Below are 25,534 nucleotides of genomic sequence, written 5' to 3'. Positions count from 1 at the left end.
CCGAACCAGTCACTGAACCAGCCCCAGCCATCGCCACAGCCGTACGAGTCCAAGGAGGACCCCGTGGCCACCAGCGCCCCTCAGCAGTCCGTCATCGTCGTCGGGGCCGGGCCCACCGGTCTCGCCCTCGCCTGCGAACTGGCCGCCGCCGGGATCTCCTGCACGGTCCTGGAGCGCCGCACCGCGCCCTCCGCGCAGTCCCGCGCGATGGGCCTCTACAGCAGGACCATGGAAGTCCTCGACCTGCGCGGCCACGCCGACGACCTGGCGGCCCTCGGCCGGCCGGTGCGCCGCATGGTCCCGGCACGCGGCGCGGTCGTCGACTTCGCCGAACTCGACACCCGCTTCCCCTACCTCAACGTCATCCCGCAGAGCCGGACCGAGTCGGTGCTCCAGCAGCGCGCGATCGACCTCGGCGTCACCATCGAGCGGGACGCCGAGGTGTTCGGCCTCGGCCAGGACGGCAAGGGCGTGACCCTCCAGGTGCGTTCACCCGCCGGGGAGTGGGAGGAGAGCGCCGACTTCGTCGTCGGCTGCGACGGCGCGCACAGCGTCGTACGCGAACTCGCGGGCATCGCCTTCCGGGGACGGACGTACGACATCGCGCCGATCCTCGCCGACGTGCGGCTGCGCAAGCCGCCGCCCGAGGCCGTGCTCCTGCGCAACGGCGGGGGCGGCATCGTGCTCTCGGTGCCCTACGGCGACGGCCTGTACCGGCTCGCCGTGGCCCACCGGGACCGGCCGTGGACGCGTGACCCGGTGACCCTCGACGAGCTGCGCGGGCTCCTGACCGAGGCGCTCGGATTCGACCCGGAGCCCTACGAGCCGACGTGGCTCGCCCGGTTCAAGATCCACCAGCGGATCGCCGACCAGTACCGCACGGGGCGGGTCCTGCTGGCCGGGGACGCGGCCCACCTGCATTCGCCGCTGGGCGGGCAGGGCATCAACCTCGGCATCCAGGACGCGGTCAACCTCGGCTGGAAGCTCGCCGCCGAGGTGCAGGGCTGGGCGCCCTCGGGCCTGCTCGACTCCTACGAGTCGGAGCGCCGCCCGCACGCCGAGCAGATCCTGCGCGCCACGGACCGGGCGACGCGCCTGGCCACGAACCCCTCCCCCGTACTCAACACCGTGCGGCGCACCGTCCTCGCGCGGCTCCTGTCGCACGGCGGGCCGAGGCGGGTGGCCGGGGAGGCGATCAGCGGACTGCGCGCCGGCTACGCGCCGCGCGGCAGCCGTGGCGGCGGCCTGTCGATCCGGGCCGGACAGCGGGTCCCCGACCTGCGCGTGCCACGGCCCGACGCCCCGCCGGTGCGGCTGTACGAGCTGATGCGCGACGGCCGTTTCCTGCTCGTCGACCTGACCGCCGACGGGGCGGCGGCGAAGCTCGCCGAGGACTGGGGCTCGCGGGTGAGCCCGGTCCGGGTGGCCGGGCCGCTGCCCGGACTCCCGGGCGTGGAGCTCCTGTTGGTCCGCCCCGACGGGTACGCGGCCTGGGTGGCGGGACCGCGGGAGCGCGGCGCGGACGAGGACCGGGTGAGCGAGGCGCTGCACCGGTGGTGCGGGGTCCAGGGCCCGGCACCGAGCCGCCGTACGCACGAGACGCCGGCCGCGCGGCCGCCGCGGACCGCCCCGGCCCCCGCGCCCGAAGCCCGTGCCGATGACCAGGCGGGCGACCCGGCGGGCGACCAGTCCGGCGCGGAGAGCCTGATCTCGCGGCCCGAGGCGTAGCCGCCCTGAGGACCAGGCCGCCCGAGGATCTCTCCCGCACCGAGGCCGGGTGCGCGCCGCTGCGGCCGCGCGCCCGGCCGGCCATCCGCACCGCCACCGCTTCTGCCCGGCCAGGAAAGGGGATGCCGTGGACCACGGCGGGACCACACGTTCGCACCGCACACGCGCGGCGATCCTGTACGCCGCCCGGCTGCACTTCGCCGCCGACGGCTATCAGCGGGCCACCATCCGCGCCATCGCGGCCACCGCTTCGATAGACCCCTCGATGGTCATGCGGTACTTCGGGACCAAGGACCAGCTCTTCGACGCCGCTCTCGACGTCGACCTGGGCCTCCCCGACCTGACCGGCACGCCCCCGGAGCAGCTGCCGTACGTCCTGGTCACCTATTTCCTCGCCCCGTGGGAGAACGACACGGACGAGGGTTCCCTGCGGCTGCTCCTGCGGTCCGCCGCGACCAACGAACGGGCGGCCGAGCGGCTGCGGCGCATCCTGCACCAGCAGTTCACGAGCAGCCTGACGGGCGTGCTCGGCGCCGAGCGCGCCGCGTCCAACACCAGTCTGGTCGCGGCGCAGTTGCTCGGTGTGGCGTTCGCCCGCTATCTGCTGCGGCTTCAGCCGATCGCCGATCTGCCCGTACAGGCGCTCGCGAAGCTGGTCGCGCCTTCCCTGCTGACCGCTCTCTGGGCCAACTAGGCTTCGAGGACAGCTAGTTGCGCCAGCTGACCGGGGAGCGGTAGGAGGTCCGCGGGCCGGGGCGTTCCCACAGCGGGACCACGGACACGGACTCCGCGGCGGGCTCGCCGTCGTCCTGCGGGTCTGCCGCCGCGGCGCGGGACAGCAGCACCGCGGTCAGGGCCGCGAGTTCCTCGTCGAGGACGCTGCCGCCCTTGACGACTCGGACCAGGGGCTGCGCGGGGGTCGCGGTGGTCATGTGTGCTCCTTCTGCGAGGTCGGGTGGGCTGCGCTCCGGTGCGGGGGTGGCCGCCTACTGCGGCGGGTTGCCGTGCTTGCGTGCCGCGAGCTCCGCGTGCTTGGTCCGCAGCATGCGCAGGGCGCCGACGAGGACCCGGCGGGTGTCGGCGGGATCGATCACGTCGTCGAGGAGTCCGCGTTCGGCGGCGTAATAGGGGTGCATGAGCTCGGCCTTGTACTCCTTGACCATCTGCTCGCGCATCGCGTCGGGATCGTCGGCCGCCTGGATCCGACGGCGGAAGATCACGTTCGCGGCGCCTTCCGCGCCCATCACCGCGATCTCGTTGGTGGGCCAGGCGTACGAGACGTCCGCGCCCACGGAGCGGGAGTCCATGACGATGTACGCGCCGCCGTACGCCTTGCGCAGGACGAGCGAGATCCGCGGGACGGTCGCGTTGCAGTACGCGTAGAGGAGCTTCGCCCCGTGCCGGATGATGCCGCCGTGTTCCTGGTCCACGCCGGGCAGGAAGCCCGGTACGTCGAGCAGGGTGACCAGCGGGATGTTGAAGGCGTCGCAGAGCTGCACGAAGCGCCCGGCCTTGTCGCTCGCGTCGATGTCCAGGACGCCGGCGAGGGACTGCGGCTGGTTGGCGACGATGCCCACGACCTGCCCGCCGAGCCGCGCGAGCGCGACGACGACGTTCGTCGCCCACCGCTCGTGCACCTCGAGGAACTCGCCGTCGTCGACGATCTCCTCGATGACGCGGCGCATGTCGTAGGGGCGGTTCCCGTCGACCGGCACCAGGTCGGTGAGCGCGTCGCACTGCCGGTCCCCGGGGTCTTCGGGTGTCACGGCGGGCGCGGTCTCCCGGTTGTTCTGGGGCAGCAGCGAGAGCAGATAGCGGACGTCCTCCAGGCAGCTGTGCTCGTCGTCGTACGCGAAGTGCGCGACACCCGAGACGGTGGCGTGCACGTCGGCGCCGCCCAGGCCGTTGTGCGTCACCTGTTCCCCGGTGACGGCCTGCACGACGTCGGGACCGGTGATGAACATCTGCGAGGTCTCGCGCACCATGAACACGAAGTCCGTGAGCGCGGGGCTGTAGGCCGCGCCACCGGCGCAGGGCCCCAGCATCACGCTGATCTGCGGGATCACACCGGAGGCTCGGGCGTTGCGGGTGAAGATCCCGCCGTAGCCGGCCAGTGCGGTGACACCCTCCTGGATGCGGGCGCCCGCCCCGTCGTTGAGCGAGACGAGCGGCGCCCCCGCGGCGATGGCCATGTCCATGATGCGGTGGATCTTCGCGGCGTGCGCCTCGCCGAGCGCGCCGCCGAAGATGCGGAAGTCGTGGGCGTACACGAACACGGTCCTGCCGTGCACGGTGCCCCAGCCGGTGACCACGCCGTCCGTGTAGGGCCGCTTGTCCTCCAGGCCGAAGCCCTGCGCGCGGTGCCGCCGCAACGGCTCGACCTCCTGGAAGGTGGCGTCGTCGAGCAGCAGCGCGATGCGTTCGCGCGCGGTGAGCTTGCCCTTGGCGTGCTGGGCGGCCGTCGCCTTCTCGGAGGGTCCGTTCTCGGCGAGTTCGCGGATCGCGCGAAGGCGGGCCACGCGGCCTCGGGCGTCGGGGGCGAAGGCGTCCCGGGCCTCGGGGGGCGCTTCGGTGGGCGTCTCGGGGGGCGTCTCGGGGGGCGTCTCGCCGGCCCGCCCGCTCGGCGCGCTCATGACGCCAGCGGCGCGGGGCCGCCCGCCGCGAGCAGGTCGGGGACGTTGCACAGGGCGTCGGCGACCGCTGAACTCCGTTGAGCGGGGCGGGTGTTGTCCTGGGCCGGCATGGTCCACGTCAGCAGCGCGGTCCCGATGCTCATGCCGCCGCCGAACGCGGCGAGCACGACCGGGTCGCCGGGTGCCGCCGCTCCCGCGCGGTCCATCTCGGCCAGGGTGATCGGCACCGATGCCGCCCCGGTGTTGGCGTACCGCTCCAAGGTGAGGTGCAGCGCGGCGCGGTCCATGCCGAGTCCGGGCCAGAGGTCGGCGAGCATGATGCCGTTGGCCTGGTGCGGTACGAAGTGGCGTACGGCGGTGGCGGGGACACCGGCGCGTCGCAGCAGCCCGCCGATCTCGCCCGGCAGCGTGCGCTGGATGAAGTCGCGTACGCCGCGACCGTCCATCCGGAAGTAGTGGCCGCCCTCGGTCACGGTGGCGGGGGAAGCCGGGTGGCGGCTGCCGCCTGCGGCGACGCCGATCAGCCGGTGCGCGTCACCGCGCGAGGTCAGGGAGATCCTGTGCAGGCCGAGGCCGGGTGACACCGGGCCGAGGACCGTGGCCCCCGCCCCGTCCCCGAAGAGCACGGCGGTCCGCCGGTCGGCGTAGTCGAGGATGCGGGAGTAGATGTCGGCGCCGATGACCAGGCCGTGGCGCGGCTCGTCGGCGGGCGCCGCGGCCAGCATGCGTTCGACGGCCTTGAGCGCGTAGACGTAGCCGCTGCACACGGAGTTGACGTCGAAGGCGGCGGCTCGGGTGGCCCCGATCAGATGCTGCACGAGGGCGGCCGTGGCGGGCTGCGGATGGTCCGGGGTCGAGGTGGCGACCACGACGTACGCCAGCTGATCAGCCGTCAGCCCAGCTCTGTTCAGAGCTCGTTGTGCCGCCGCGGCGGCCAGGTCAGACGTGGCCTCGTGGGCCGCGGCCCTGCGCCGTTCGCGGATTCCGGTCTTGCGGACGATCCACTCGTCACTCACGCCCGCGCCGCGCCCGATCTCCTCGTTGGTGATGATGGTCTCGGGCAGGTAGGACCCCACTCCGACGATGCCGATCGACTGCACGATTCCTCCTCGGCGCGGCGTGAACCGCGGTTCCACTGGGGGCGCTCTCACTGGCGTCTGACCGGGGCCTCACCGGCGTCGACTGCCCGCGCTGTCCGGGCGGTTGCGGGAGTCCACAACTCCACAACCGATGAACTCATCACTTGTGGAGTTTCGCATACGCACGCCCGTCCGCCAAGCCCCCACCACGGCTGTTGCGTTGACCTCCGGAGCGCCCATCTCCCGTGAGCCGAACGGTACTTGACGAATTCAACGCCGGTAGAGTTCACTGCATCGTGAAATAATTCAGCGGTGGAACACCCGCATCCGGCGGCCGTCAAGCACGGGCCTCGCCACACGGCGCTCCCCTTGACGACGCCATCGGCTCAGCGTCGCCATGCCACACACCAACGGGAGATGCACCATGACCATCACCACCGAGAGTCTCGTGGACACCCAGCGGACCGAGGCCGCCCAGGCCCTGGTCTCCGCGGCCCGCACGCTCTTCGTCGAGCGCGGCTACCGTCAGACGAGCCTGGACGACCTCGCCGACCAGGCGGGGCTCGAACCGGAGCTCGCCCGTGCGCTGTTCGCCGACAAGGCCGAGGTCTTCGCCGCCCTGCTCCGGCGGACCTTCAAGGTGGCCGGGCTGCTCGCGCCCGAGGTCGCGGTGGGCATCGACGACGACCTGCCGACGCGCCTCGCCCGCAGCTACCTGCCCCTGTGGGAGCCCGGCGACGAGGAGTCACCGCTGGTGGAGGTCTACCGCATCGCGCTCTCCGACCGGGACGCATCCGCGGTCCTGCGCACCTGCATATCGGAGTCGCTCAACGGCCAGGTCGACCACCAACTCCCCGGCCCGGACGCGGATCTGCGCACCGCGCTCTTCGGCGCCCACCTCGGCGGCACCGCGATCGTCCGGCACCTGATCGGGGTCGAGGCGGTCGCCTCCGCCGACCTCGAAACGGTCATCGAGACGATCGCCCCGGGCCTGCGCCGGACCTTGATCGGAGCCGCCAACTCCCGGTGAATAGACCGCCGACAACTGCCCGAGGCGGGTGGCCGGAACAGGGCATGACTCCGCGCCAAGATCCAGGCACGCCTCTGGAGTCCTCGGTTTGCGCCTGTTAGGATGTTTTCACTAAGCAATGAATTAGCCGCTCTGACACCCCCCGAAGTGCAGTGATTCCATGACACCCAGGCGCACGGACGGACCAGCGACGTCCGCCCGAAAGTCCACGTCCCCTCAGAAGCCGCCCCCCGCCAAGAAGCCGAGGCCGTTGCGCGCACGCAGTGGCCGCCGGCCCGGCGACAGCGGCACGCGCGAGCAGATCCTGGTGGCCGCACTCCATCTCTTCGCGGACCGCGGTTACACGAGCACGACCATCCGCTCCATCGCCGAGGCGGCTCAGGTGGACCCGGCGCTCGTGCATCACTTCTTCAGCAACAAGGAAGGGGTCTTCCGCGCGGCGGTCGAGTCCCGGCTGAGCGTCTCCGCCGCCTTCGACGAGTTCGACGCGCCCCAGCCCGACGGTTCGACCCGGACCGCCGCGTGGCTGGCCCGGACGTACCTGAACTTCTGGGAGCACGAGGACACCCGGTATGCGATGACCGCCATCTACCGCGCGGGACTCGCCGACAGCGCCACCTCAGACCTCCTGCGGGACCGGATCGAGACAAGCATCAAGAACTGGGCCGGGCAGATGGTCTTCAAGGACCACCCGGACGCGTCCATCGTCTCGGCCCTCGCCTCGTCCCACCTGGCGGGCGTCGCCATCATCCGCTACGTCCTCAAGGTCGAACCGCTGGCCTCGATGGACTTCGAGGACATCATCCGCTGGGTGACACCCACCCTGAACCTGCGTCTCGCCTCGCTGGACCTCCCGGATGTCCCGGACCTCCCCGACATCACCCCGGGGGACCAGGCCTGACCGCCGGTCCGTCGGGGGCGAAGGCCGGGGAACCATCGATCCGGATTCCCCGGCCCGCCAACTGTTCCTCCCCCGAGGGCAGTTGACGCGTCCCGTGTCAGGCCCGCCAGGTGATCTTCGAGGCGATGAGCGAGATGCCGGGGCCCAGCGCGAGCAGCAGCCCGTGGTCACCGTCGGCCGGCGGCTTGGCGAAGGTCCTCTCCAGTACGTCGAGGACCGAGGCCGAACCGACGTTGCCGAGCTCGCGCAGGGAGTCCCGGGACAGGTCCACCATCTCCGGCGGGCAGCCGAGGCCCGCCATCACGGCGTCCAGGATCTTCGGGCTGCCGGAGTGCGAGACCACGAACCCCGGCCGCGCGTCGGCACCGGGTGGCGCGGTTCGCTCCAGCCACTCCTTGACGCGCGGCGCGATGTCCTGCACCGCCCGCAGCAGCCGTGGGGCGTTGTGCGCGTGCAGCCCGTCGGAGTCGACGTAACTGCCCACGATGTCGCGGCTGCCGGGAAGCAGGTACTCCCAGGGGTCGTTGAGCTCCATGTGCGGGCCGTCCGTGGCGGCGCGCACCACGCAGGCGCCCGCGGCGTCCCCGATGAGCCCCTTGAAGATCATGCCGTCCATGCCGGTGTCGGCCGGGTGCAGATAGTGGCTGTAGACGTCGGCGCAGACGACGAGGACCGTGGCGTCGGGCTGCGCGACGACCAGGTCCCTGGCCCGGGTGAGGGCGAACGCCCCGCCTCCGCAGCCGAGTTGGGTCACCGGGAGCCGACGGACCGAGCAGGGCAGGGCGAGCCGTTCCATCAGGTGGATGTCGAGGCCGGGCATGGTGTGCCCGGTGGCGCTCGTCACCACCAGGTTGGTGATGTCGCCCGGCTCGAGACCCGACTCGAACAGCGCCTGCCGGGCCGCGCTCTCCGCCAGATCGAGGGAGTCGCGCAGATGGGTGCGCATGCGCTCCACGACGGGTACGTCGGTGCTGAACTGCTCGGCCAGCGGGCGGGTGTACCAGCGGGACCGGACGGACGTGGCACGGATCGCCGTGTGGATGGCTTCGAGCCTAGGGTGGTCGACGTACAACTCGCTCAGCAGGCTGAGGAGTTCGTCGGTGTCGACCTGATGGCGGGGCAGGGCTACGACAGGTGCGCTGACGACCGGCATGGGAACCTCCAAGACGCTCGGACAGTGGCGAACTGAGCGCGAGCCCGGGCTTCGAGCGGCATGGGGCGCCGAGGCATCCGTGGGGATGGCGGCCGCCGGTCCGTTCGTCAGCTCTCGCAATGGCAGTAAATGCACGTAAAACACCCCTTCAGGTGTCCGACCGTGCTCCCCCCGTTGGGAGCGCCGTACAGCGCGGATGAAGAACGTCGAGCTCGATGGCGCGTGGCGTTCAAGAGCGTGGATCTGGGCTGCCTGGTGCTGGGGGGTACGTCGGCCGGTGCCGGGGCACAGCCCGGGCACGTCCGTCGGCACTCCCCCGGGACCGATTCGGGTCCGTGTGGTTTGAGCCATGGGGACCGTACGCCACACGAGTTGGCTCCAGCAAGACTTGATTTCAACACGCGAGGAATCCACAGAATGGGCGCGCCACGACCACCTCGCGGTCACGGCCCCGGCGCCCGGCAGGCCGGGGCCGCTCACCTGGGACATCACCCGCCGGCGCGGCCGCCGGGGCGGGTTCATGCAGGAACCACGCGTCCGCGGCGCCGCCTTCCGGCCATTCCAAATGAGCTCAACACCCATTGAAATCATTGTCCGTTGACTTTATTCTCGACAGCAGTGGGACGGCATCACCACGTCCGCGGCACGCCGCGGGCGATGCCGCTCGCCATGGTCGTCTTCAGGTCATTGAGGGGGCGGTTCCGCATCGGTTCGGGGCCGCGATGAAGCGAAGGAAGGGCCGACCGACATGTACGCACCAGCGAATCAGCACACACTCGGGGCACCCTGGGTGGAGCGGGCGGCCTGCCGTGACTGTGATCCGGACACCTTCTTCCCGTCGGGGAGGAGCCCGGACGACACGGAGTTGGAGGCGGCCGCCAAACGGCTCTGCGCGAGCTGTCCGGTGGCCGCCGACTGCCTGAGCGAAGCGCTCGCGCACGAGGAGAGCGCCGGCATCTGGGGCGGGCTCACCGTCCGGGAGCGCCGGGAGCTGCGGCGTGTGGCCGGCACGGTCGCAGCGATCAGCGGGAACCTCCACCGGTTCCTGGAGAGCGGCGGCAGGCGGAGCAAGCCGCGCCCCCAGGAGCGCTCGGCCTACGTGTGGTTCCTGCGCCGCCGGGGGTGGGGCCAGACGCGTATCGCCTCGGCTCTCGGCATGACCTTCGGGCAGGTCCAGCACGCGTGGCGCACGGCCGAGTTCGCCTCCGCCTGCGGCTGCGACTTCGCGGCCGCTCCGCGGCCCGCCGAGCCGGCCCCGGCGCTCACCGCCGAGCGCGAGGAGGCGTCATGAGCACCGCAGCGCCGGCCGAGCCGCGCCACCAGGTTCATGTGCTGGGCACGCCTGACGGGGCCGAGCTCGCCGTCTCCACGCATGGTGACCCCGATGCCCCGCTCGGCGTGCTCCTCTGCCACGGCTGGACGATGTCCGCCCTCGACTGGCGTCCGCACATCGACGCGTTGACCCGGCCGCGCCCCGGCTTCCCGGCCCTGCGCGCCATCAGCTTCGACCAGCGCGGGCACGGCCGTTCGACGCGGGGCAGTGCCGTCCTCGACATGGAGCTGCTCTGCGCCGACCTGGCCCTGGTCCTCGCCGACGCGGCGCGTGACGGCAGGCCCGTGATCCTGATCGGCCACTCCATGGGCGGCATGGCCATCCAGGAACTGGCCGCGCGGCAGCCCGGCCTGTTCGGCACGGAGGTGGCGGGCGTGGGCCTGATCTCCACCTCGCTCAACGAGGTCGGTGCGACGCTGAGCGCCCTGAACGACCGGCCGGACCCGACGGGCGCGCCCGGGTCCCGGCGCCGCGCACGGACCCAGCAGAAGGTCGCCGACCGTCTGCTGCGTTCGCCCCGCGCGGCGCGGACCGCCCACCGCCTCCTGACCGGTCCGCTCTCCCACCCGACCACGGCGCCGCTGTGGCGCGCGGTCTTCGGCCCCGGGCCGGCCACCGAGGCGGTCCGCGCCAACGCGCGCGCCTTCCGTGACGTGCCCGTCCTGGCGATCGCCGAGTTCTACTCGGCCCTGACCTCGCACGACTGCGCGGGCCGCGTCCGCGCCCTGGGCAACGTCCCCACCCGCGTCCTGGTGGGCGAACTCGACCGCTACACACCGCCCGAACAGGCGCGGGCCCTCACCGCGGAGATACCCGGCGCGACCCTGCAGACGGTGCCGGGTCACGGCCACGACCTTCCCTACGAGCAGCCCGTCCTGGTGGTGGAGACGGTGCACGCGTTGCTCCGCGAAGGGGCGCACGGGCTCCCCGGGGGCAGTGGCATGTCGACTGCGGCGCTCCGGTGACGGGTTCGGCCCGCGGGCCGAGGACCGACGTGCTCGCCGCCCGACGCATCGTGGTCAAGGTCGGCTCGTCCTCGCTCACCACGGCTGCCGGAGGGCTCGACTCCGATCGCGTCGACGCGCTCGTGGATGTCCTTGCTCGTGCGAAGGCGGCCGGCGTCGAGGTCGTGCTCGTCTCCTCCGGCGCCATCGCGGCCGGTCTCGCCCCGCTGGGCCTCGCGGCCCGTCCGCGCGACCTGGCGCGGCAGCAGGCGGCCGCCTGTGTGGGGCAGGGGCTGCTCGTCGCCCGGTACACCGCCTCGTTCGCGCGGTACGGGGTGCGGGTCGGGCAGGTGCTGCTCACCGCGGAGGACGTGAGCCGCCGGGCGCACTACCGCAACGCGTACCGCACGCTGGAGCAGGTGCTCGCCATGGGCGCGCTGCCGGTGGTCAACGAGAACGACACCGTGGCCACCGCCGAGATCAAGTTCGGCGACAACGACCGGCTCGCGGCGCTCGTCGCGCATCTGGTGCGGGCCGACGCGCTCGTCCTGCTCTCCGACGTGGACGGCCTGTACGACGGCGTACCGGACCGGCCGGGGTCGCGCCGCATCAGCGAGATCCACGGCCCCCATGACCTGGCAGGCGTGGAGATCGGCAGCACCGGGAGCGCCGGCGTCGGCACCGGTGGCATGGTCACCAAGGTCGAGGCGGCGCGCATCGCCACCGACGCGGGTATTCCGGTGGTCCTCACCGCTGCCCGGCACGCGGCGGACGCGCTGGCAGGCCGGGACACGGGAACCTACTTCCACCGCACGGGCGCGCGCGCCGCCGACCATCTGCTCTGGCTGGAGCATGCGAGCAGCCCGCGCGGGGCCCTGCACCTGCACGCGTCCGCCGCCAAGGCTCTCGTGGGCCGGGCGGGCCCCGTCCTCGCCACCGGCGTGACGTACGCCGACGGCGACTTCGCCGCGGGCGATCCCGTGGAGCTGATCTCCCCGGCCGGGCAGGTCGTCGCGCGGGGTCTGGTCAACCTGGACGCCCGTGAACTCCCCCCGCTCCTGGGCCACTCGGAGACGGAACTGGTGAGCCTGGACGACCTCGTCCTGCTGCTCCCGGGCCCCTCGGCCCTGCCGCCTCTTCCGCGGCAACCCCCGGCACCACGCCGTATCACCATCCGGGTGCGGCCGGCCGCCGAGCGGGCGACGGAGGCATTGCGCTGAGGCGCGCGTGACGGCGACGCAGGAAGGCGCCCCCGCGATCCTCTCGCGTGGGCGCCTTCGGTGTGCGGATCGCGTGGCCCGTCAGTCGATGCCCCGCACGATGTGGGGCTCCGTCGGGTCGTCCTCTGCGCCTGCCAGGCCGAGCCAGGGCGGCACGGGGGCGGTGGTGCGGGGGAAGCGGTCCCTTGGCCGGCTGTCCTCGTACAGGAACCTTCCGGAAGGTTCCGTGGCGGTGATGATGCGTACATGCATGGCCCGTTCCTCCTTGAACTACCGGATCTGACCGTCGCCCACCAGGACGTACTTCGTGGTCGTCAGCGCGGTCACGCCCATCGGGCCCCGCGCGTGCAACTTCTGTGTGGAGATGCCGAGTTCGGTCCCGAGCCCCAGTTCCCCGCCGTCCGCGAACCTGGTCGACGCGTTGACGGCGACGACCGCGGTGTCCAGGGCGAGGACGAACCGGCGCGCCGCCGACTGGGATTCGGTGACGATCGCCTCGGTGTGCCCGGTGCCGTGGCGGCGGATGTGCTCGACCGCCGAGTCCAGCGAGTCGACCACGGCGACCGCGATGTCCGCCGCGAGGTACTCGCGGTCCCAGTCCTCCTCCGTGGCCGCGACCACCGCCGGCCCGCCCGGAGCGGACGGAACGGTGGCTGCCGCGGCGAGGACACGGGCGTCAGCGTGCACGGTGACGCCGTGCCGCGCGAGCTCCTGGAGCGCACGCGGCAGGAAGAAGGGCGCCACGGCCTCATGCACGAGCAGCGTCTCGGCCGCGTTGCAGACGGACGGCCGCTGCGTCTTCGCGTTGATCAGGATGCGCAACGCCCGGTCCATGTCGGTGTGTTCGTCGACGTAGACATGACAGTTCCCCACGCCCGTCTCGATCACCGGGACCGCCGCCTCGCGCACGGTGGTCTCGATCAGCTCCCGGCCGCCCCGCGGTATCAGTACGTCCACCAGGCCCCGCAGCGACATGAGTTCCCTTACGGAATCATGCGTGTCGCCGGGTACTCCTTGTACGGCATCGACCGGCACCGCCGTGCCCGCCACCGCGTCCCGGATCACGGAGATCAGTGCAGCGTTGGTGTGCCGGGCGGCCGAAGAGCCGCGCAGCAGGGCCGCGTTGCCGCTCTTGAGGCAGAGCACGGCGGCGTCGACGGTGACGTTGGGTCGGCCCTCGTAGATCATGCCGACGACGCCGAGGGGCACCCTGATCTGACGTACCTCCAGGCCGTTGGGCAGGACGGAGCCACTCGTGACCGTACCGACCGGGTCGGCCATGGCGGCCACGTCACGTGTCATGTCCGTGAGGCCGGCGAGCTGACCGTCACGGACCCCGAGCCGGTCGAGGACCGCCTGGGGGCGCCCGGCCGCGCGGGCATCGTCCATGTCCCGCTCGTTCGCGGCCAGGATCTCCGGCGCCCGGTCGGTGAGGGCCCGCGCGATCGCGCGGAGCGCGGAGTTCCGCTGGGCCCCGGTCGTGGTGGCGAGCCGGGCGGCGGCGACCCTGGCCGCCACCGCGGCCTCCCGGACAGCGCTCGTGGCCACTGGCCTCGAGGTGCCCATCACCGCTGGTGTCGAGGTGCTCATCGGATCGCCCCCTCTCGCAGCGGCTGCCCCGCTTCGGGGGCCTCGCAGAGACCTCGTACGAAGGGATCCAGGTCGGGCCACCCGGTGAGCTCGGCCAGCATGGCGCGCGCGATGGCGTCGACGCCGATCTCGATCTCGGCCCTGCGGTGGTCCCGCCGCCACTCGGCGCCCGGCTCGGCACTCATGTCGTCGTCCATCCGATTCCTTCCGTCACGCCCGCTGCGGTCAGCGCCTCACCCATGGACCCGGAACCCCGCCCCCGCCTTGCGCCCGGCCCGGCCCGCGGCGACCAGGTGCTCCATGAGCGGCGCGGGCGCGGTCGCGGGGCTGCCGTCGGCGGCGTGCAGGATGTGCTGGATGCTCAGCGAGATGTCGAGGCCGATGACGTCGAGGAGTTCGAAGGGGCCGAGCGGATAGCCGAAGCCCAGCTTCATGACGGCGTCGATGTCGTCGACGGTGGCGTAGTGGCTCTCCGCGAGCCGCACCGCACTGTTGAGGTAGGGAAAGAGCAGGGCGTTGACGATGAAGCCCGGCCGGTCCGTGCAGCGCACCGGATGCTTGCCGAGCGTGCGGCACAGCTCGCGGGCGGCCGCCACGTTCTCGGGCGCGGTCTCCAGGGAGCCGATCACCTCGACGAGGCGCATCACGGGCGCCGGGTTGAAGAAGTGCAGTCCGAGCACGTCGGCGGGGCGGCCCGACGCGAGTCCGCACTCGATCACGGGCAGGCTCGACGTGGTGGTGGCGAGCAGCGCGCCCGGCCGGCAGACCTGGCCCAGCTCGCGGAAGAGTTGCTTCTTGACGGCGAGGTCCTCCGCGACGGCCTCGATCACCAGGTCGCAGTCGGCGAGTTCCGTCAGATCGCTGCTGGGGGTCAGGCGGCCGAGGGCGGCGTCGCGCGTCGCCTCGTCGAGCCTGCCGCGCTTCAGGGAGCGTCCCGTCGAGCGGGACACCGCCTGCCACGCCGACTTGGCGCGGTCGTCGGTGCGGCCGACCAGCACGGTGGGGCACCCGGCGAGTGCGAAGACCTCGGCGATCCCGGCGGCCATGGTGCCCGACCCGACGACCCCGACCGTGCGGACGGCGGGCGAACCGGAGGGTGTCCCGGGCGCGGGAGGAGCCTCTTCGGTCCCTTGGTAGTCGTAGAAGCCGCGCCCCGACTTGTGGCCGAGCAGTCCGGCCAGGACCATGTGCCGCAGGCGGCGCGCGGGCCGCAGCGCGGGCTCGTCCCACCGTTCGGCGAGCACGGTGAGGATGTCGCAGGCGGTGTCCGTGCCGATGACGTCGAGCAGTTGCAGCGGCCCGAGCGGCAGTCCGCAGCCGAACCGCATCGCGGCGTCGATGTCGTCCCGGCTCGCGACCTGCTGGTCGTACATGGTGACGGCCTGGTTGAGATGGCCGAAGAGCAACGCCGACGAGATCAGTCCGGCCCGGTCGCCGACGCCGACCGCCCGGAGGCCGAGCCGCTCCACGAGGTCTTCGACCTGGCGGAGGGCGTCATGGTCCGCCATCACCGTGCGGCCGACCTCGGCGATCTGCGCGGTGGGCAGCGGGAGTTGGAGGCCGACCAGCCGTCCGGGGCGGCCGCAGGCCGCCGCGAGGTCGGTGAGCGAGAGTGCGGCGGCCGTACTGGCGATGACCGTGCCGGGCGGGCAGACCCGGGCCACGGCGCGCAGGACGTCCACCTTGGCGGTACGTCGCTCGGGCACCGCCTCGACGACCGTGGCCGCCCCGGCGAGCTCCTCCCAGCGTTCGGCACAGCGGATCCGCCCACCGGCCTCGCGGGCCTGCTCGGCGGTGACCGTCCCGTCCGCGAGGCCCGCCCCGAAGAGTGCGGCGGCCCGGTCGCGCGTGGTCGGCGCGTCCTTGTCGACGACGATCACGTCAAGACCGCCGAGCGCGGCCCTGCGGGCGAGCGCGGAGCCGATGCTCCCCAGACCCACCACCGCGAGTGTTCCGTGGTCGTCGTTCATGCCGCCGCCCCTTCCAGGGAGGGGAGTTGGGGCTGTGCGGGAGGCGCGGCCCGGAAGCGGTTGATGGCCGTCTCGTGGCGGGCGCGGAATTCGGGGGCCGTGACACCGAGCCCTTCGGCGGGTGCGAGGCAGCGCACGCCGACCTTGCCGTGGTGTTCGTTGCGGTGCAGGGACTCCACGGCGTCACCGACCTCGTCGAGGGCGTAGGTCCGCGAGAGGGTGGGGTGGATCTTGCCCTTGGCGATGAGGCGGTTGGCCTCCCATGCCTCGCGGTAGTGGGCGCAGTGCGAGCCGACGATCCGCTTCAGGGACATCCACAGGTAGCGGTTGTCGTACTCGTGGTTGTAGCCCGCGGTGGACGCGCAGGTGACGATGGTGCCGCCCTTGCGCGCGACGTACACGCTCGCCCCGAAGGTCTCGCGCCCCGGGTGCTCGAAGACGATGTCGGCGTCCTCTCCCCCGGTCAGCTCCCGTATTCGCTCGCCGAGCCTGCGCCACTCCTTGCGGTCCTGGGTGCGTTCGTCGCGCCAGAAGCGGTAGCCCTCCTCGGCGCGGTCGATGACGAGCTCGGCGCCCATACGGCGGGCCAGTTCGGCCTTCTCGGGCGAGGACACGACGCAGATGGGCGTGGCGCCGCCGGCCAGGGCGAGCTGGGTCGCGTACGAGCCGAGTCCGCCGGCGGCGCCCCAGATGAGGACGTTGTCGCCCTGCTTCATGCCGGCGCCGTTGCCGGTGACGAGCTGGCGGTAGGCGGTGGAGTTGACCAGGCCGGGCGAGGCCGCCTCCTCCCAGGTGAGGTGCTCGGCCTTGGGCAGGAGCTGGCTGGCCTTGACCAGGGAGAGTTCGGCGAGGCCGCCGTAGTTCGTCTCGAATCCCCAGATGCGCTGCTCGGGATCGAGCATCGCGTCGCCGTGCCCTTCCGCGCCTTCGAGTTCGACGGACACGCAGTGGGCGACCACCCCGTCGCCCGCGTGCCAACGCCGCACCCCTGGGCCGGACTTGAGGACCACGCCCGCCAGGTCGGAGCCGATGATGTGGTACGGCAGGTCGTGGCGTGCCGCGAGCCCGCCGAGCCTGCCGTACCGCTCCAGGAACGCGAAGGTCGGTACGGGCGAGAAGAGGGCGCTCCACACGGTGTTGTAGTTCACCGCGCTCGCCATCACCGCCACCAGGACCTCGCCGGGGCCGGGCTCGGGGGTCGGCACCTCCTGGATGTGCAGGGAGTCGGCCGGGGCCCTGTCCCGCAGGGCGACGCCCTCGAACATGGCGGCCTCCTCCTTGCGCAGGACGGCGGCGCGATAGGAGTCGGGAATCCTGAGGGCCGCCACATCGGCCGGCACCGAGTCCGGGGCCTCGATCGCCTCCACCAGTTCGCGCATGGTCACGCACCGCCTTCCGAACAGGGAAACTCACCAAACAGTGAACTCAACTGGCGATGAGTTTTGCATGGACCGAGCACCCCAGCAAGCCCCCACAGGGGCCCGGAAACACCGGGGCGCGGACCGCTCGCAGCGACCCAAGAACGGGTCAAGCAAGGCCAGTTCCCCCTTGCAGCGCCCGACACCGGCGTGCAAAACTCATCGCCAGTTGACTTCAGCGACGAATGAATTAGGTGACACTGTGCCCACTCCACACGAGCTGGAAGACTTACAGGCCACCGCTTTCGCCGGCATCGCGGTCATCCTGACCGTCGGCGCACTGCTGGCACGCCTGGCACGGCGGTTTCACCAGCCCGCCGTCATCGGCGAGATCACAGCGGGCATCCTGCTCGGCCCGAGCCTGCTCGGGCTGCTGCCCGGTGACCTGACGCACCGTCTGTTCCCGGACGACGTACGCCCCTTGCTCTCGATGGTCGCGCAGATCGGCCTGCTGCTCTTCATGTTCACCGTGGGCTGGGAGCTGGACTGGGCGACGATGCGACGGCGCAAGCGGTCGGTCGCCGGGGTGACCGCGGGCAGCATCCTCGTCCCGCTGGCCCTGGGCATGTCGATCGCGTGGGTCATCTACCAGAACCACTCGGTGGTGAACGGCGAGAAGATCGACTTCTTCTCCTTCGCCCTGTTCCTCGGCGTCAGCATGTCGATCACCGCCTTCCCGGTGCTCGCCCGCATCCTCAAGGACAATCACCTCTCCCGCACCAAGGTCGGCGCACTCGCGCTCACCAGCGCCGCGTTCGGCGACGTCATCGCCTGGTGCGTGCTGGCCGGAGTGGTCGCGATCGTCACCGCCTCCGGGCCCACCGGCTTCACCAACACCCTCTGGATGTCCGCCGGTTACGGCGCCGCGATGATCGTCGTCGTCCGCCCGGCCCTGATCCGCGCCGTCGCGTGGATGTCCCGGCGCGGCAGCGGCACCTACCTCGCCGCCCTCGTCACCGCGGGGTTGCTGCTCTCCGCGTACGTCACGTCGAACATCGGCATCCACCCGATCTTCGGTGCCTTCGCCTTCGGCCTGGTCATGCCCCGCAAGCCGAGCGAGCTCCTCGAGGAGAAGATGCTCCGGCCGCTGCAGCACGCGGGGGAACTGATGCTGCCCGTGTACTTCATCATCACCGGGCTCTCCGTCGACATCGCCGGCATGTCCGCCACCGCCTGGGGCGAGCTGGCCCTGATCCTGTCCGCCGCCATCGTGGGCAAACTGGTCGGCGCCTCGCTGCCCGCCCGCTCCTTCGGGCTCAGCTGGCGGGAGTCGCTCGGCGTCGGCGCCCTGATGAACACCCGTGGTCTGACCGAGCTGATCATCCTCGGCATCGGTCTCAACCTCGGGGTCCTCGACCAGACCCTCTTCACCGAGATGGTCCTGATGGCGCTCATCACGACCGCCATGACCGGCCCCGCGCTGCCCTACCTGCTGCCGCGCACCCGGATGGACCTCGTGACCCGACGCGGCACGGGTTCGCCCCGCCCGTCCGCGCCGCTGCGCGAGCAGCCCGCCGCGCGCGACGCGTCGAGCGCCCGCGAGAGCGTGACCGCCCGCGACACCACCCCCGCCGTGGTGCGGCTTCCCGAACCGGCCGACGACCACGCACCGGACATGGCGGGATAGCAGCCGCCGGCTCGGTACGACGACAGAGAAGGAGATGCCCCACGTGCATCCCGTCATCAGCACGCTCTCCCGGGTCTTCGACATGCCGTCGGAACACATCGGCGACGAACTGCGGCTCCGCGCGGTGGCCAGCTGGGACAACCTCACGGCCGTCGAGCTCCAGGTCCATCTGGAGCACGAGCTCGGCACCACACTCGACAACGGCTTGATCGAGCACATCGAGTCCGTGGGCCAGCTCCGCGCGTTCTACGACGAACGCCTCGCCGAGCTCTCCACGTCCGACGAACTCGCGGAGATCGACATCCCGCAGGACGCGTCGGCCGTGGCGCCCGCGCTGCCCCGCATGCAGCGCCCCGACCCCGAGCAGTCGCCCGCCGTGCCGGACGTGGCGGACATGATCGTCGGCGAGACCGGCATCTCCGAGGTGGACCCCGACCGCGGCAGGCTCGCCTACCGCGGCTATCCCATCGAGGAACTGGCGGGCCGGGTGACCTTCGAGGGAGTCGTCCACCTGCTGATCCGCGGCTGGCTGCCCGACCCCGACGAGCTGCGCGTCTTCAGGGCCAGGCTCGCCGCGGCCCGTGAGCTGCCGTCGATGGTGGCCACCAACCTCGTGCTCAACGCCGGATGCAGTACGTCGTCGGTGCTGCGCACGGCGGTCTCCGCGCTCGCGGTCGCCGCCGAGGCCGACGCCGACCCGGCCGCGCACATCGGCCTGGGCGAACGCCTGATCGCGCGCATCCCGACCATATTCGCCATCCAGCAGGCCGCCCGCACCGGCCGCCGGATGATCAGCCCCGACCCCGAGCTCTCGCACGCCGAGAACATCCTCCACATGCTGGACCTGCCCCGCGACCCGGAGCGCGTCCGCCTGGTCGACCTCTGCCTGGTCCTGCAGGCCGAACACGGCTGCAACGCCTCGGCGTTCGCCGCCCGGGTCGCGGCGGGGACCGGCGCCGACACCTTCGCCGCCATCACCGTGGCGCTCGCCACCTTCACCGGACCGCTGCACGGCGGCTCGGCGAACCAAGTGGTCGACCAGGCCCAGGAGACGGAGAACCCCGACGCGGCCGCCGCCTACCTGCGGGGCCGCGCCGACCAGGCCGCCGCCGTACGCACCCGACCGGTGCCGTACGCCATGGAGGACCCCCGGGTCGGACCGCTGCGCGAGGCGGCCCGCGGCTTCCGGGCCAGCCCCGGCCGCGACCACGTCCTGAAGGTCCTTGACGCGGTACGCGCCGCCGCGCACCCATCCAAGGGACCTCGCCCGTACCTGACCGTGGACTGCTACGCAGCCGCGATCTACCACCTCCTGGGCATGCCGTCCGACCTCTTCGTCCCGATGTTCGCCGCCGCCCGGGTGCCCGGCTGGCTCGCGCACGTCGAGGAACAGCGCGCCCAGCAGGGGCGCATCCACCCGCGGCTGCGTTACGTCGGCCCGCGGAACCTGCGCCACCTGCCCGGCCCTGCCTGAGGGCACGGGTCCTGCCTGAGGGCACGCGGCACGCACCACTCACCCGGATCCCGACGCGGGAGGGAGCGCCTTCCCCGTACGACAGGAGCAGATGTGGAGTTCGGCTGGAACGAGGGCCAACAGGCCCGCTACGACGAGGTGCTGGCGGCCACCCGGGCCGCCTTCCCCACCGGGCCCGGTTCGGGTCACGGGTTCTACACCCGCAAGGACTGGCTGCGGCTCGGCGAGATCGGCCTGCTCGGCGCCTGTCTGCCCACGCAGGCCGGCGGTCAGGGGCTCGGCGCCCTGGACACCGCGCGCGTCGTCGAGGCGGTGGGGCGCGGCTGCGCGGACACCGGCCTGGTCTTCGGCGCCGCCGCGCACACCTTCGCGTGCGCGGTGCCGATCGCGGAGTTCGGCAGCGCCGCCGTACGGGAGCGGCTGCTTCCCGAGCTGGCCGCCGGGCGGCTGATCGCGGGCAACGCGATGACAGAACCGGACGCGGGATCGGACTCCTCCAGGCTCGGCACGACCGCCCGCCCCGTCGACGGCGGCCTCGTCCTCAACGGCACCAAGAGCTTCGTCAGCAACGGCCCGGCCGCCGATGTGTACGTGGCGTACGCGACCGTCAATCCCAAGGCGGGCTTTCTCGGCGTGACCGGCGTCGTCGTCGACCGGAACACGCCCGGCGTCGTCGTGGGTGAGCCGCACGAGAAGATGGGCATGCACTCCTGCCCGGCAGGTGCGGTCACCTTCGAGGAGTGCTTCGTCCCCGACGAGAACGTCCTCGGTGGCGTGGGCCAGGGCGCGGCGATCTTCCAGCACTCCATGGGCTGGGAGCGGGCCTGCCTCTTCGCCCTCTACATCGGGCTCCTCGAACGGCTCGTCGAGAGCTGCGTGCGGCACGCCACCGAGCGGCGCCAGTTCGGCAAGCGCATCGGCGAGTTCCAGTCGGTATCCAACCGGATCGCCGACATGAAGCTGACCCTGGAGAGTGCCCGGCTCCTGCTGTACCGCGCCTGCTGGGAGATGGACCAGGGCAGGCCGGCCGTCCTGGCGATCGCGCTGTCCAAGCTCGCGGTGTCCGAGGGCGTGCTCGCCGCCGCCACCGACGCCGTACGGATCTTCGGCGGGCGCGGCTATCTCCGCGAGGACGGCATCGAGGCGGCCCTGCGCGACGCCGTGCCCAGCACGATCTTCTCCGGCACCTCGGACATCCAGCGTCAACTGATAGCGAAGGAGATAGGACTGTGAGGCTCCACCAGCTCGTCATCGACTCCGCCCGCCGCACCCCTGAGGCCCCGGCCGTGCGGTCCCCCCAAGGGGTCCACAGTTACCGGGAGCTGGACGCCCTCGCCGACCGGTACGCCGCCGCGCTGCACCGGCGCGGGGTGCGGCCCGGCGACCGGGTCGTGCTGTGGAGCCACAAGACCCTGGAGGCGATCGCCCTCATGCAGGGCGCGCTGCGCGTCGGCGCGATCTACGCCCCGGTCAGCGCCGCCAACCCCGCCGCGCGCGTCCGGCGGATATCCGACAGCTGCTCCCCCGCCCTGGTGGTGGCCGACGGCGACGGCCTGCGCCGCGCCGGCGCCACCGACTGGCCCGCGTCGGTGCCGCTGGTCGCCTTCGCCGACCTGGCGCAGGAGGCCGCCGCGGACGACGCCCCGGCGGCGTACGAGAACGAGCCCGACGAGCCGGCCTACATCCTCTACACATCGGGCTCCACCGGGGAACCCAAGGGCGTCTGCATCAGCCACCGCAACGCCCTCTCCTTCATCCGCTGGGCCGCCGCCGAGATCGGCGTCACCCCCGACGACCGGCTCTCCAACCACGCGCCGTTCAACTTCGACCTCTCGGTCTTCGATCTGTACGCCGCGTTCCTCACCGGCGCCTCGGTGTTCCTGGTGCCCGAAGGACTCGCCTACGACCCGGTCCAGCTCGGCGCGCTCCTGCGCCGCGAGGAGATCAGCGTCTGGTACTCGGTGCCCTCCGCGCTGACCCTGATGATGCAGCGCGGCGACCTGCTCGCCGACGAGCCGCCCAAGGCGCTGCGCGCGTGTGTGTTCGCCGGTGAGCCGTTCCCGATCCAGCAGGTGCACGAACTGCGCAAGGCCTGGCCCGATGTGCGGATGTACAACTGGTACGGGCCGACCGAGACGAATGTCTGCACCAGCTACGAGGTCACCGACCGCGACCTGGGCAGCACCCGCCCGCTGCCCATCGGGACCGCGGTCTCCGGTGACCTGATCCGGCTGCACCCGCCGCGCTCGCGCGAGGGGGAGATCGTGGTCACCGGGCCGACGGTCATGCTCGGCTACTGGGGCAAGGAGCCTCAGAAGGGCGCCTACTTCACCGGTGACATCGGGCGGATGGGCGCGGACGGGATGCTGGAGTACGTGGGGCGCCGTGACCACATGGTGAAGGTGCGGGGGCACCGCATCGAGCTCGGCGACATCGAGGCGGTGATCGCCGACGCCCCCTCGGTGGCAGCCGCCGCGTGTGCCGTGGTGGGCTCCGGCCTCGACGCCAAGCTGCACGCGTTCGTGGTGGCGTCGGGCGACGAGCGTCCCGGGCTCCTGGAACTCAAGCGGGACTGCGCCACCCGGCTCCCCCTCTACATGGTGATCGACGCCGTGCACGTCGTGCCCGAACTCCCCCTGACCGCGAACGGGAAGACGGACCGTCCGGCGCTGGTCGCCGCTCTCGCCGACAGCGAAGCGCGGTAGCCCCGGTGGTCTCCGCCGGACTGAGCCGCCTCGGACTCACAGACGAGGATTCATACATGCCCGATCAACTGGACGTCACCGAGACCGTGTTGGACCAGGTCGACCTGAACACCTTCCGTTCCGTGATGGGTTCCCTGCCCACCGGCGTCAGCGTGGTCACCAGCGTGACGGCCGACGGGGAGCCGCGCGGGCTGACCTGCAGCGCGGTGTGCAGCGTCTCGGCGTCGCCGCCGCTGCTCCTGGTCTGTGTCAAGGCGCCGAGCGCGACACTGGAGGCCATCCACCAGAGCTCGGTGTTCGCGGTGAACTTCCTCTCCGCCGACATGACGGCGCTGGCGCGTACGTTCGCGTCGTCGGTGCCCGAGCGGTTCTCGGACGTCGCGTGGCGGCCCGGCGAGCGCACCGGCGCCCCGCTCCTCGGCTCCACCGTCGCGCTCGCCGAGTGCATCCTGACCAGCAGCCATCTCGCCGGCGACCATCAGGTCCTGATCGGCCGCCTGGTGCACGGCGAGGCCAGCGCTGCCCGGACGCCCCTCGCCTACTGGCGCACGCAGTTCTCCGAGGTGCAGCCGCAGGGGCTCGCGAGCTGACCCGCCGCGTGGCCCGAACGCCGTCGGCCTTCCCCTTGACCGGGGAAGGCCGACGGCGTTCGGTCGTGTCTCAGCGCTATGGCAGGGCGGCGATGACCTTGGCGACGTACGCGTGGAACTCCGTTGTGTCGAGGATGAAGTGGCCGCCGGGGAGCCACTCGGTGCGCACCTCGCCGGTGCCGTGGTTCTCCCAGTCGTGCAGTCCCGCGTCGTCGACCATCGGATCGTCGCGGCCCGCGCACACCCACAGCGGGCAGTCGAGCGGGGCGCCGGGCAGCGCCTCGTACGTCTCCGAGATGGTGAAGTCGGCCCGGAGCATGGGGACGAACAGCTTCACCAGCTCGGGGTTGGCGAACACCTGCGGCGGGGTGCCGCCGAGTTGGCGGACGGCGTCCAGGAACTCCTGTGCCCCCAGCGGGTGGATGTCGGGCAGGATGCGCCGGGCGGTGGGGCCGTTGCGTCCGGCCAGAATGACGGCCACCGGCGGCCTGCCCAACGCGGCCCAGTAGCGCGCGAGTTCATGGGCGAGGGCCGCGCCCATGCTGTGCCCGAGCAGGACATAGCGGCCGCCCGTGTGCGGGGCCGAGGTGCGGACCAGGTCGTCGAGTACGGCGCCGAAGTCGTCCCGCGGCGCCTCGCGCATCCGGGTGCCGTGGCCGGGGAGCTCGAGCAGGGCGCAATCCACGTGCGGGAGAGCCGCCCGCAGGCTCGCGAAGACGCGGGCGGCGCCGCCCGCGTGGGGCAGGCAGATCAGGGCCGGCGACGCGGTCGGGGGCGCCGGGGACGCGGGGGCGGGCGATCGGGGGCTGCTCAGCTGCATGACGGACCTCCACGGTCGGGAACGGTCTGGCGGCCGGTGGCCTTGGGGGCCCCGGCGACTTCGGGGATCACCGGCGGGAGAGGTGCGGGCAAAGCCGGCGGGACGCTGGGGATGCTGCCGGGCGCCATGTGGAAGGCGCGCACGAGGCTGCCGCCGTCCGCCACGGCCACGGCGGCCCTGAACTCGGGCCCCAGGTCGATCAGTTGCAGCGCCCAGGTGCGGGTGGCCGCCTGTGCGGGCAGCGCGTGGACGGGGACGGGCCCGGAGCGTCGCGCCCCGGGGGCCACCTGGACGGCCGTCAGGTCCCCCGCGAGGCCGCTGCCGATCGCCTTGAGAACGGCTTCCTTGCAGGTCCAGTGGGTGAACAGGCCGCTCTGCGCGGCGTCTTCGGCGGCCTGTGGCCAGCGCGCCGCCTCCCAGGGCGAGAGGACCTGGTCCCGCATGCCCGCCGGGTCGTGCAAGGCGGTGATGCGCTCGACGTCGACGCCCACGGGGCCGTCCCGGGTCACCGCGACCAGGGCCATGCCGTCCGTGTGCGCGAGGCTGACCCGCAGGCCCGGGTCGGATGCCACGTAGGGCTTGCCGAACTCGCCGGTGGTGAAGGCGACGTGCGGTACGCGCAGCCCGGTGTACGCGGCGGTGACGGTGCGCAGTGCGGCATGCGCGCAGGCGTGCAGGGCCTGCCGGGGCGGCACGACGCGTTCGTGGCGGCGGAGCTCCGCGGGCGTGAGCAGTGCGAGGCAGCGTTCGACCACCGCCTTGCGCCCCGGGCCCGGTGGCGGCTCGCGCACCGCCCAGACGTGCGCTTCTCCGGTGGGTGGACCGTGCTGTTCCCCGCTCATGGCGCCTCCAACTACGCGACCACTGCTTTGTGTTGGGCCCTTGACGATGAGCTCAACACTAGTAGAGTTCATCAGGAAATGAAATCACCGGGCGTTGAACTCCCCGAGTGTTGAACTCCTTTCTCAGGGTTCCCCCGGCGGCTCCAAGTGCCTCCCCGGCAGCGGAGCGTCCCGCCCGTCATCAGCATCTTCAGGAGGTACGGCGTGGCCAGTGACCGTGACGAACTGCTCGGCCGACTCACCGAGTTCATCCAGGAACGGCTCCTGTCCGAGCCGGACCCCAAGGGCATAGCTCCGGACACCCCGCTGCTCGAGTGGGGGATTCTCACCTCGATCAACACCGCCCAGCTGCTCACCTTCATCCGGGACGAGCTGGGCACGAACATCCCGCCGACCGAGCTGACCGGGACCAACTTCCAGAACCTCGACAGCATCACCGACCTGCTGCTGTCCCTCGGCTCACCCGTGCACTGACCG

Annotated in this window: 24 protein-coding genes; 13 read left to right on the top strand and 11 right to left on the bottom strand. The window is 72.0% G+C overall.

The window, feature by feature from the left end; translation table 11 throughout:
- The first annotated feature begins 63 nt into the window (after positions 1–63).
- Together ACWD02_RS19870 and ACWD02_RS19865 are read left to right on the top strand one after the other, a co-directional pair.
- Complete coding sequence (locus ACWD02_RS19870) at positions 64–1,728, top strand: FAD-dependent oxidoreductase (RefSeq protein ID WP_451212210.1); 1,665 nt, start codon at positions 64–66, stop codon at positions 1,726–1,728.
- Positions 1,729–1,855: 127 nt separating this feature from the next.
- A complete protein-coding gene (locus ACWD02_RS19865) occupies positions 1,856–2,422 on the top strand; it encodes a TetR/AcrR family transcriptional regulator (protein ID WP_451212207.1) in 567 nt (188 codons plus the stop codon).
- 13 nt (positions 2,423–2,435) lie between these two features.
- On the opposite strand, the gene ACWD02_RS19860 is transcribed toward ACWD02_RS19865, so the two are convergent.
- The 3 genes from ACWD02_RS19860 to ACWD02_RS19850 are packed head-to-tail and all read right to left on the bottom strand — an operon-like array spanning position 2,436 to position 5,461.
- Positions 2,436–2,660 (bottom strand): acyl-CoA carboxylase subunit epsilon, encoded by a 225-nt coding sequence (locus tag ACWD02_RS19860; RefSeq protein WP_451212204.1) that lies wholly within the window; start codon positions 2,658–2,660, stop codon positions 2,436–2,438.
- 54 nt (positions 2,661–2,714) lie between these two features.
- Entirely contained in the window at positions 2,715–4,361 is a 1,647-nt protein-coding gene (locus ACWD02_RS19855) for an acyl-CoA carboxylase subunit beta (RefSeq protein ID WP_451212201.1), read from the bottom strand.
- Entirely contained in the window at positions 4,358–5,461 is a 1,104-nt protein-coding gene (locus ACWD02_RS19850) for a 3-oxoacyl-ACP synthase III family protein (protein WP_451212198.1), read from the bottom strand. The genes ACWD02_RS19855 and ACWD02_RS19850 overlap by 4 nt, the downstream gene beginning before the upstream one ends.
- A gap of 403 nt (positions 5,462–5,864) precedes the next feature.
- Between ACWD02_RS19850 and ACWD02_RS19845 the strand changes: the two genes are divergently transcribed.
- Complete coding sequence (locus tag ACWD02_RS19845; protein ID WP_451212195.1) at positions 5,865–6,470, top strand: TetR/AcrR family transcriptional regulator; 606 nt, start codon at positions 5,865–5,867, stop codon at positions 6,468–6,470.
- Between the two features lie 250 nt (positions 6,471–6,720).
- Positions 6,721–7,371, top strand: coding sequence for a TetR/AcrR family transcriptional regulator (locus ACWD02_RS19840; protein WP_451212193.1), 651 nt, complete (start codon positions 6,721–6,723; stop codon positions 7,369–7,371).
- 97 nt (positions 7,372–7,468) lie between these two features.
- Here the strand turns inward: ACWD02_RS19840 and ACWD02_RS19835 are convergent, their stop codons facing one another.
- On the bottom strand, positions 7,469–8,524 hold the full coding sequence (locus ACWD02_RS19835) for a PhlD (RefSeq protein ID WP_451212190.1): 1,056 nt from the start codon (positions 8,522–8,524) through the stop codon (positions 7,469–7,471).
- 748 nt (positions 8,525–9,272) lie between these two features.
- On the opposite strand from ACWD02_RS19835, the gene ACWD02_RS19830 reads away from it, so the two are divergent.
- The 3 genes from ACWD02_RS19830 to proB are packed head-to-tail and all read left to right on the top strand — an operon-like array spanning position 9,273 to position 12,021.
- A complete protein-coding gene (locus tag ACWD02_RS19830; protein WP_451212187.1) occupies positions 9,273–9,815 on the top strand; it encodes a WhiB family transcriptional regulator in 543 nt (180 codons plus the stop codon).
- A complete protein-coding gene (locus ACWD02_RS19825; RefSeq protein WP_451212184.1) occupies positions 9,812–10,822 on the top strand; it encodes an alpha/beta fold hydrolase in 1,011 nt (336 codons plus the stop codon). The genes ACWD02_RS19830 and ACWD02_RS19825 overlap by 4 nt, the downstream gene beginning before the upstream one ends.
- 29 nt (positions 10,823–10,851) lie before the next feature.
- Positions 10,852–12,021 (top strand): glutamate 5-kinase, encoded by a 1,170-nt coding sequence (proB, locus tag ACWD02_RS19820; RefSeq protein WP_451212181.1) that lies wholly within the window; start codon positions 10,852–10,854, stop codon positions 12,019–12,021.
- Between the two features lie 81 nt (positions 12,022–12,102).
- Here the strand turns inward: proB and ACWD02_RS19815 are convergent, their stop codons facing one another.
- From ACWD02_RS19815 to ccrA, 5 genes are read right to left on the bottom strand one after another with little or no spacing between them, the layout of a single operon-like run.
- On the bottom strand, positions 12,103–12,273 hold the full coding sequence (locus tag ACWD02_RS19815) for a hypothetical protein (RefSeq protein ID WP_451212178.1): 171 nt from the start codon (positions 12,271–12,273) through the stop codon (positions 12,103–12,105).
- Between the two features lie 18 nt (positions 12,274–12,291).
- Positions 12,292–13,587, bottom strand: coding sequence for a glutamate-5-semialdehyde dehydrogenase (locus ACWD02_RS19810; protein ID WP_451213313.1), 1,296 nt, complete (start codon positions 13,585–13,587; stop codon positions 12,292–12,294).
- A gap of 20 nt (positions 13,588–13,607) precedes the next feature.
- Positions 13,608–13,808 carry a hypothetical protein gene (locus ACWD02_RS19805; RefSeq protein WP_451212175.1) on the bottom strand — a complete coding sequence of 67 codons (201 nt, stop codon included), beginning with the start codon at positions 13,806–13,808 and terminating at the stop codon, positions 13,608–13,610.
- A gap of 36 nt (positions 13,809–13,844) precedes the next feature.
- The gene (locus ACWD02_RS19800; protein ID WP_451212172.1) at positions 13,845–15,581 is read right to left on the bottom strand and encodes a 3-hydroxyacyl-CoA dehydrogenase family protein; all 1,737 of its coding nucleotides are present in this window, start codon (positions 15,579–15,581) and stop codon (positions 13,845–13,847) included.
- Positions 15,578–16,960, bottom strand: a complete 1,383-nt coding sequence (gene ccrA, locus ACWD02_RS19795; RefSeq protein WP_451212169.1) for a crotonyl-CoA carboxylase/reductase — start codon at positions 16,958–16,960, stop codon at positions 15,578–15,580. The genes ACWD02_RS19800 and ccrA overlap by 4 nt, the downstream gene beginning before the upstream one ends.
- A 241-nt stretch (positions 16,961–17,201) precedes the next feature.
- Here ccrA and ACWD02_RS19790 point away from each other — a divergent pair, with 241 nt between their 5' ends.
- From ACWD02_RS19790 to ACWD02_RS19770, 5 genes are all read left to right on the top strand, one after another.
- Positions 17,202–18,626, top strand: coding sequence for a cation:proton antiporter (locus ACWD02_RS19790; RefSeq protein WP_451212166.1), 1,425 nt, complete (start codon positions 17,202–17,204; stop codon positions 18,624–18,626).
- A 43-nt stretch (positions 18,627–18,669) separates the two neighbouring features.
- Positions 18,670–20,100 (top strand): citrate/2-methylcitrate synthase, encoded by a 1,431-nt coding sequence (locus ACWD02_RS19785; protein WP_451212163.1) that lies wholly within the window; start codon positions 18,670–18,672, stop codon positions 20,098–20,100.
- Positions 20,101–20,193: 93 nt separating this feature from the next.
- Positions 20,194–21,333, top strand: a complete 1,140-nt coding sequence (locus ACWD02_RS19780) for an acyl-CoA dehydrogenase family protein (RefSeq protein ID WP_451212160.1) — start codon at positions 20,194–20,196, stop codon at positions 21,331–21,333.
- Positions 21,330–22,805, top strand: a complete 1,476-nt coding sequence (locus ACWD02_RS19775) for an amino acid adenylation domain-containing protein (RefSeq protein ID WP_451212157.1) — start codon at positions 21,330–21,332, stop codon at positions 22,803–22,805. The genes ACWD02_RS19780 and ACWD02_RS19775 overlap by 4 nt, the downstream gene beginning before the upstream one ends.
- 56 nt (positions 22,806–22,861) lie before the next feature.
- Positions 22,862–23,395 carry a flavin reductase family protein gene (locus ACWD02_RS19770; RefSeq protein ID WP_365816185.1) on the top strand — a complete coding sequence of 178 codons (534 nt, stop codon included), beginning with the start codon at positions 22,862–22,864 and terminating at the stop codon, positions 23,393–23,395.
- A gap of 76 nt (positions 23,396–23,471) precedes the next feature.
- On the opposite strand, the gene ACWD02_RS19765 is transcribed toward ACWD02_RS19770, so the two are convergent.
- Positions 23,472–24,215 (bottom strand): thioesterase II family protein, encoded by a 744-nt coding sequence (locus ACWD02_RS19765; RefSeq protein ID WP_451212152.1) that lies wholly within the window; start codon positions 24,213–24,215, stop codon positions 23,472–23,474.
- Positions 24,206–25,057, bottom strand: coding sequence for a 4'-phosphopantetheinyl transferase family protein (locus ACWD02_RS19760; protein ID WP_451212149.1), 852 nt, complete (start codon positions 25,055–25,057; stop codon positions 24,206–24,208). Before ACWD02_RS19760 ends, ACWD02_RS19765 begins: the two co-directional genes overlap by 10 nt.
- A gap of 204 nt (positions 25,058–25,261) precedes the next feature.
- Between ACWD02_RS19760 and ACWD02_RS19755 the strand changes: the two genes are divergently transcribed.
- A complete protein-coding gene (locus ACWD02_RS19755) occupies positions 25,262–25,531 on the top strand; it encodes an acyl carrier protein (RefSeq protein WP_451212146.1) in 270 nt (89 codons plus the stop codon).
- Positions 25,532–25,534 lie beyond the last annotated feature (3 nt).

The organism is Streptomyces sp. NPDC002853, assembly GCF_053591915.1.
The sequence above is the reverse complement of the archived record's forward strand: the minus strand, read 5'-3'. Positions and strand labels throughout refer to the sequence as shown.

Coding starts and splice junctions, on each gene's coding strand:
- ACWD02_RS19860 (WP_451212204.1), bottom strand. CDS start 2,660: ATGACCACCGCGACCCCCGCGCAGCCCCTGGTCCGAGTCGTCAAGGGC.
- ACWD02_RS19855 (WP_451212201.1), bottom strand. CDS start 4,361: ATGAGCGCGCCGAGCGGGCGGGCCGGCGAGACGCCCCCCGAGACGCCC.
- ACWD02_RS19845 (WP_451212195.1), top strand. CDS start 5,865: ATGACCATCACCACCGAGAGTCTCGTGGACACCCAGCGGACCGAGGCC.
- ACWD02_RS19835 (WP_451212190.1), bottom strand. CDS start 8,524: ATGCCGGTCGTCAGCGCACCTGTCGTAGCCCTGCCCCGCCATCAGGTC.
- ACWD02_RS19830 (WP_451212187.1), top strand. CDS start 9,273: ATGTACGCACCAGCGAATCAGCACACACTCGGGGCACCCTGGGTGGAG.
- ACWD02_RS19825 (WP_451212184.1), top strand. CDS start 9,812: ATGAGCACCGCAGCGCCGGCCGAGCCGCGCCACCAGGTTCATGTGCTG.
- ACWD02_RS19815 (WP_451212178.1), bottom strand. CDS start 12,273: ATGCATGTACGCATCATCACCGCCACGGAACCTTCCGGAAGGTTCCTG.
- ACWD02_RS19810 (WP_451213313.1), bottom strand. CDS start 13,587: ATGGGCACCTCGAGGCCAGTGGCCACGAGCGCTGTCCGGGAGGCCGCG.
- ACWD02_RS19805 (WP_451212175.1), bottom strand. CDS start 13,808: ATGGACGACGACATGAGTGCCGAGCCGGGCGCCGAGTGGCGGCGGGAC.
- ACWD02_RS19800 (WP_451212172.1), bottom strand. CDS start 15,581: ATGAACGACGACCACGGAACACTCGCGGTGGTGGGTCTGGGGAGCATC.
- ccrA (WP_451212169.1), bottom strand. CDS start 16,960: ATGCGCGAACTGGTGGAGGCGATCGAGGCCCCGGACTCGGTGCCGGCC.
- ACWD02_RS19770 (WP_365816185.1), top strand. CDS start 22,862: ATGCCCGATCAACTGGACGTCACCGAGACCGTGTTGGACCAGGTCGAC.
- ACWD02_RS19765 (WP_451212152.1), bottom strand. CDS start 24,215: ATGCAGCTGAGCAGCCCCCGATCGCCCGCCCCCGCGTCCCCGGCGCCC.
- ACWD02_RS19760 (WP_451212149.1), bottom strand. CDS start 25,057: ATGAGCGGGGAACAGCACGGTCCACCCACCGGAGAAGCGCACGTCTGG.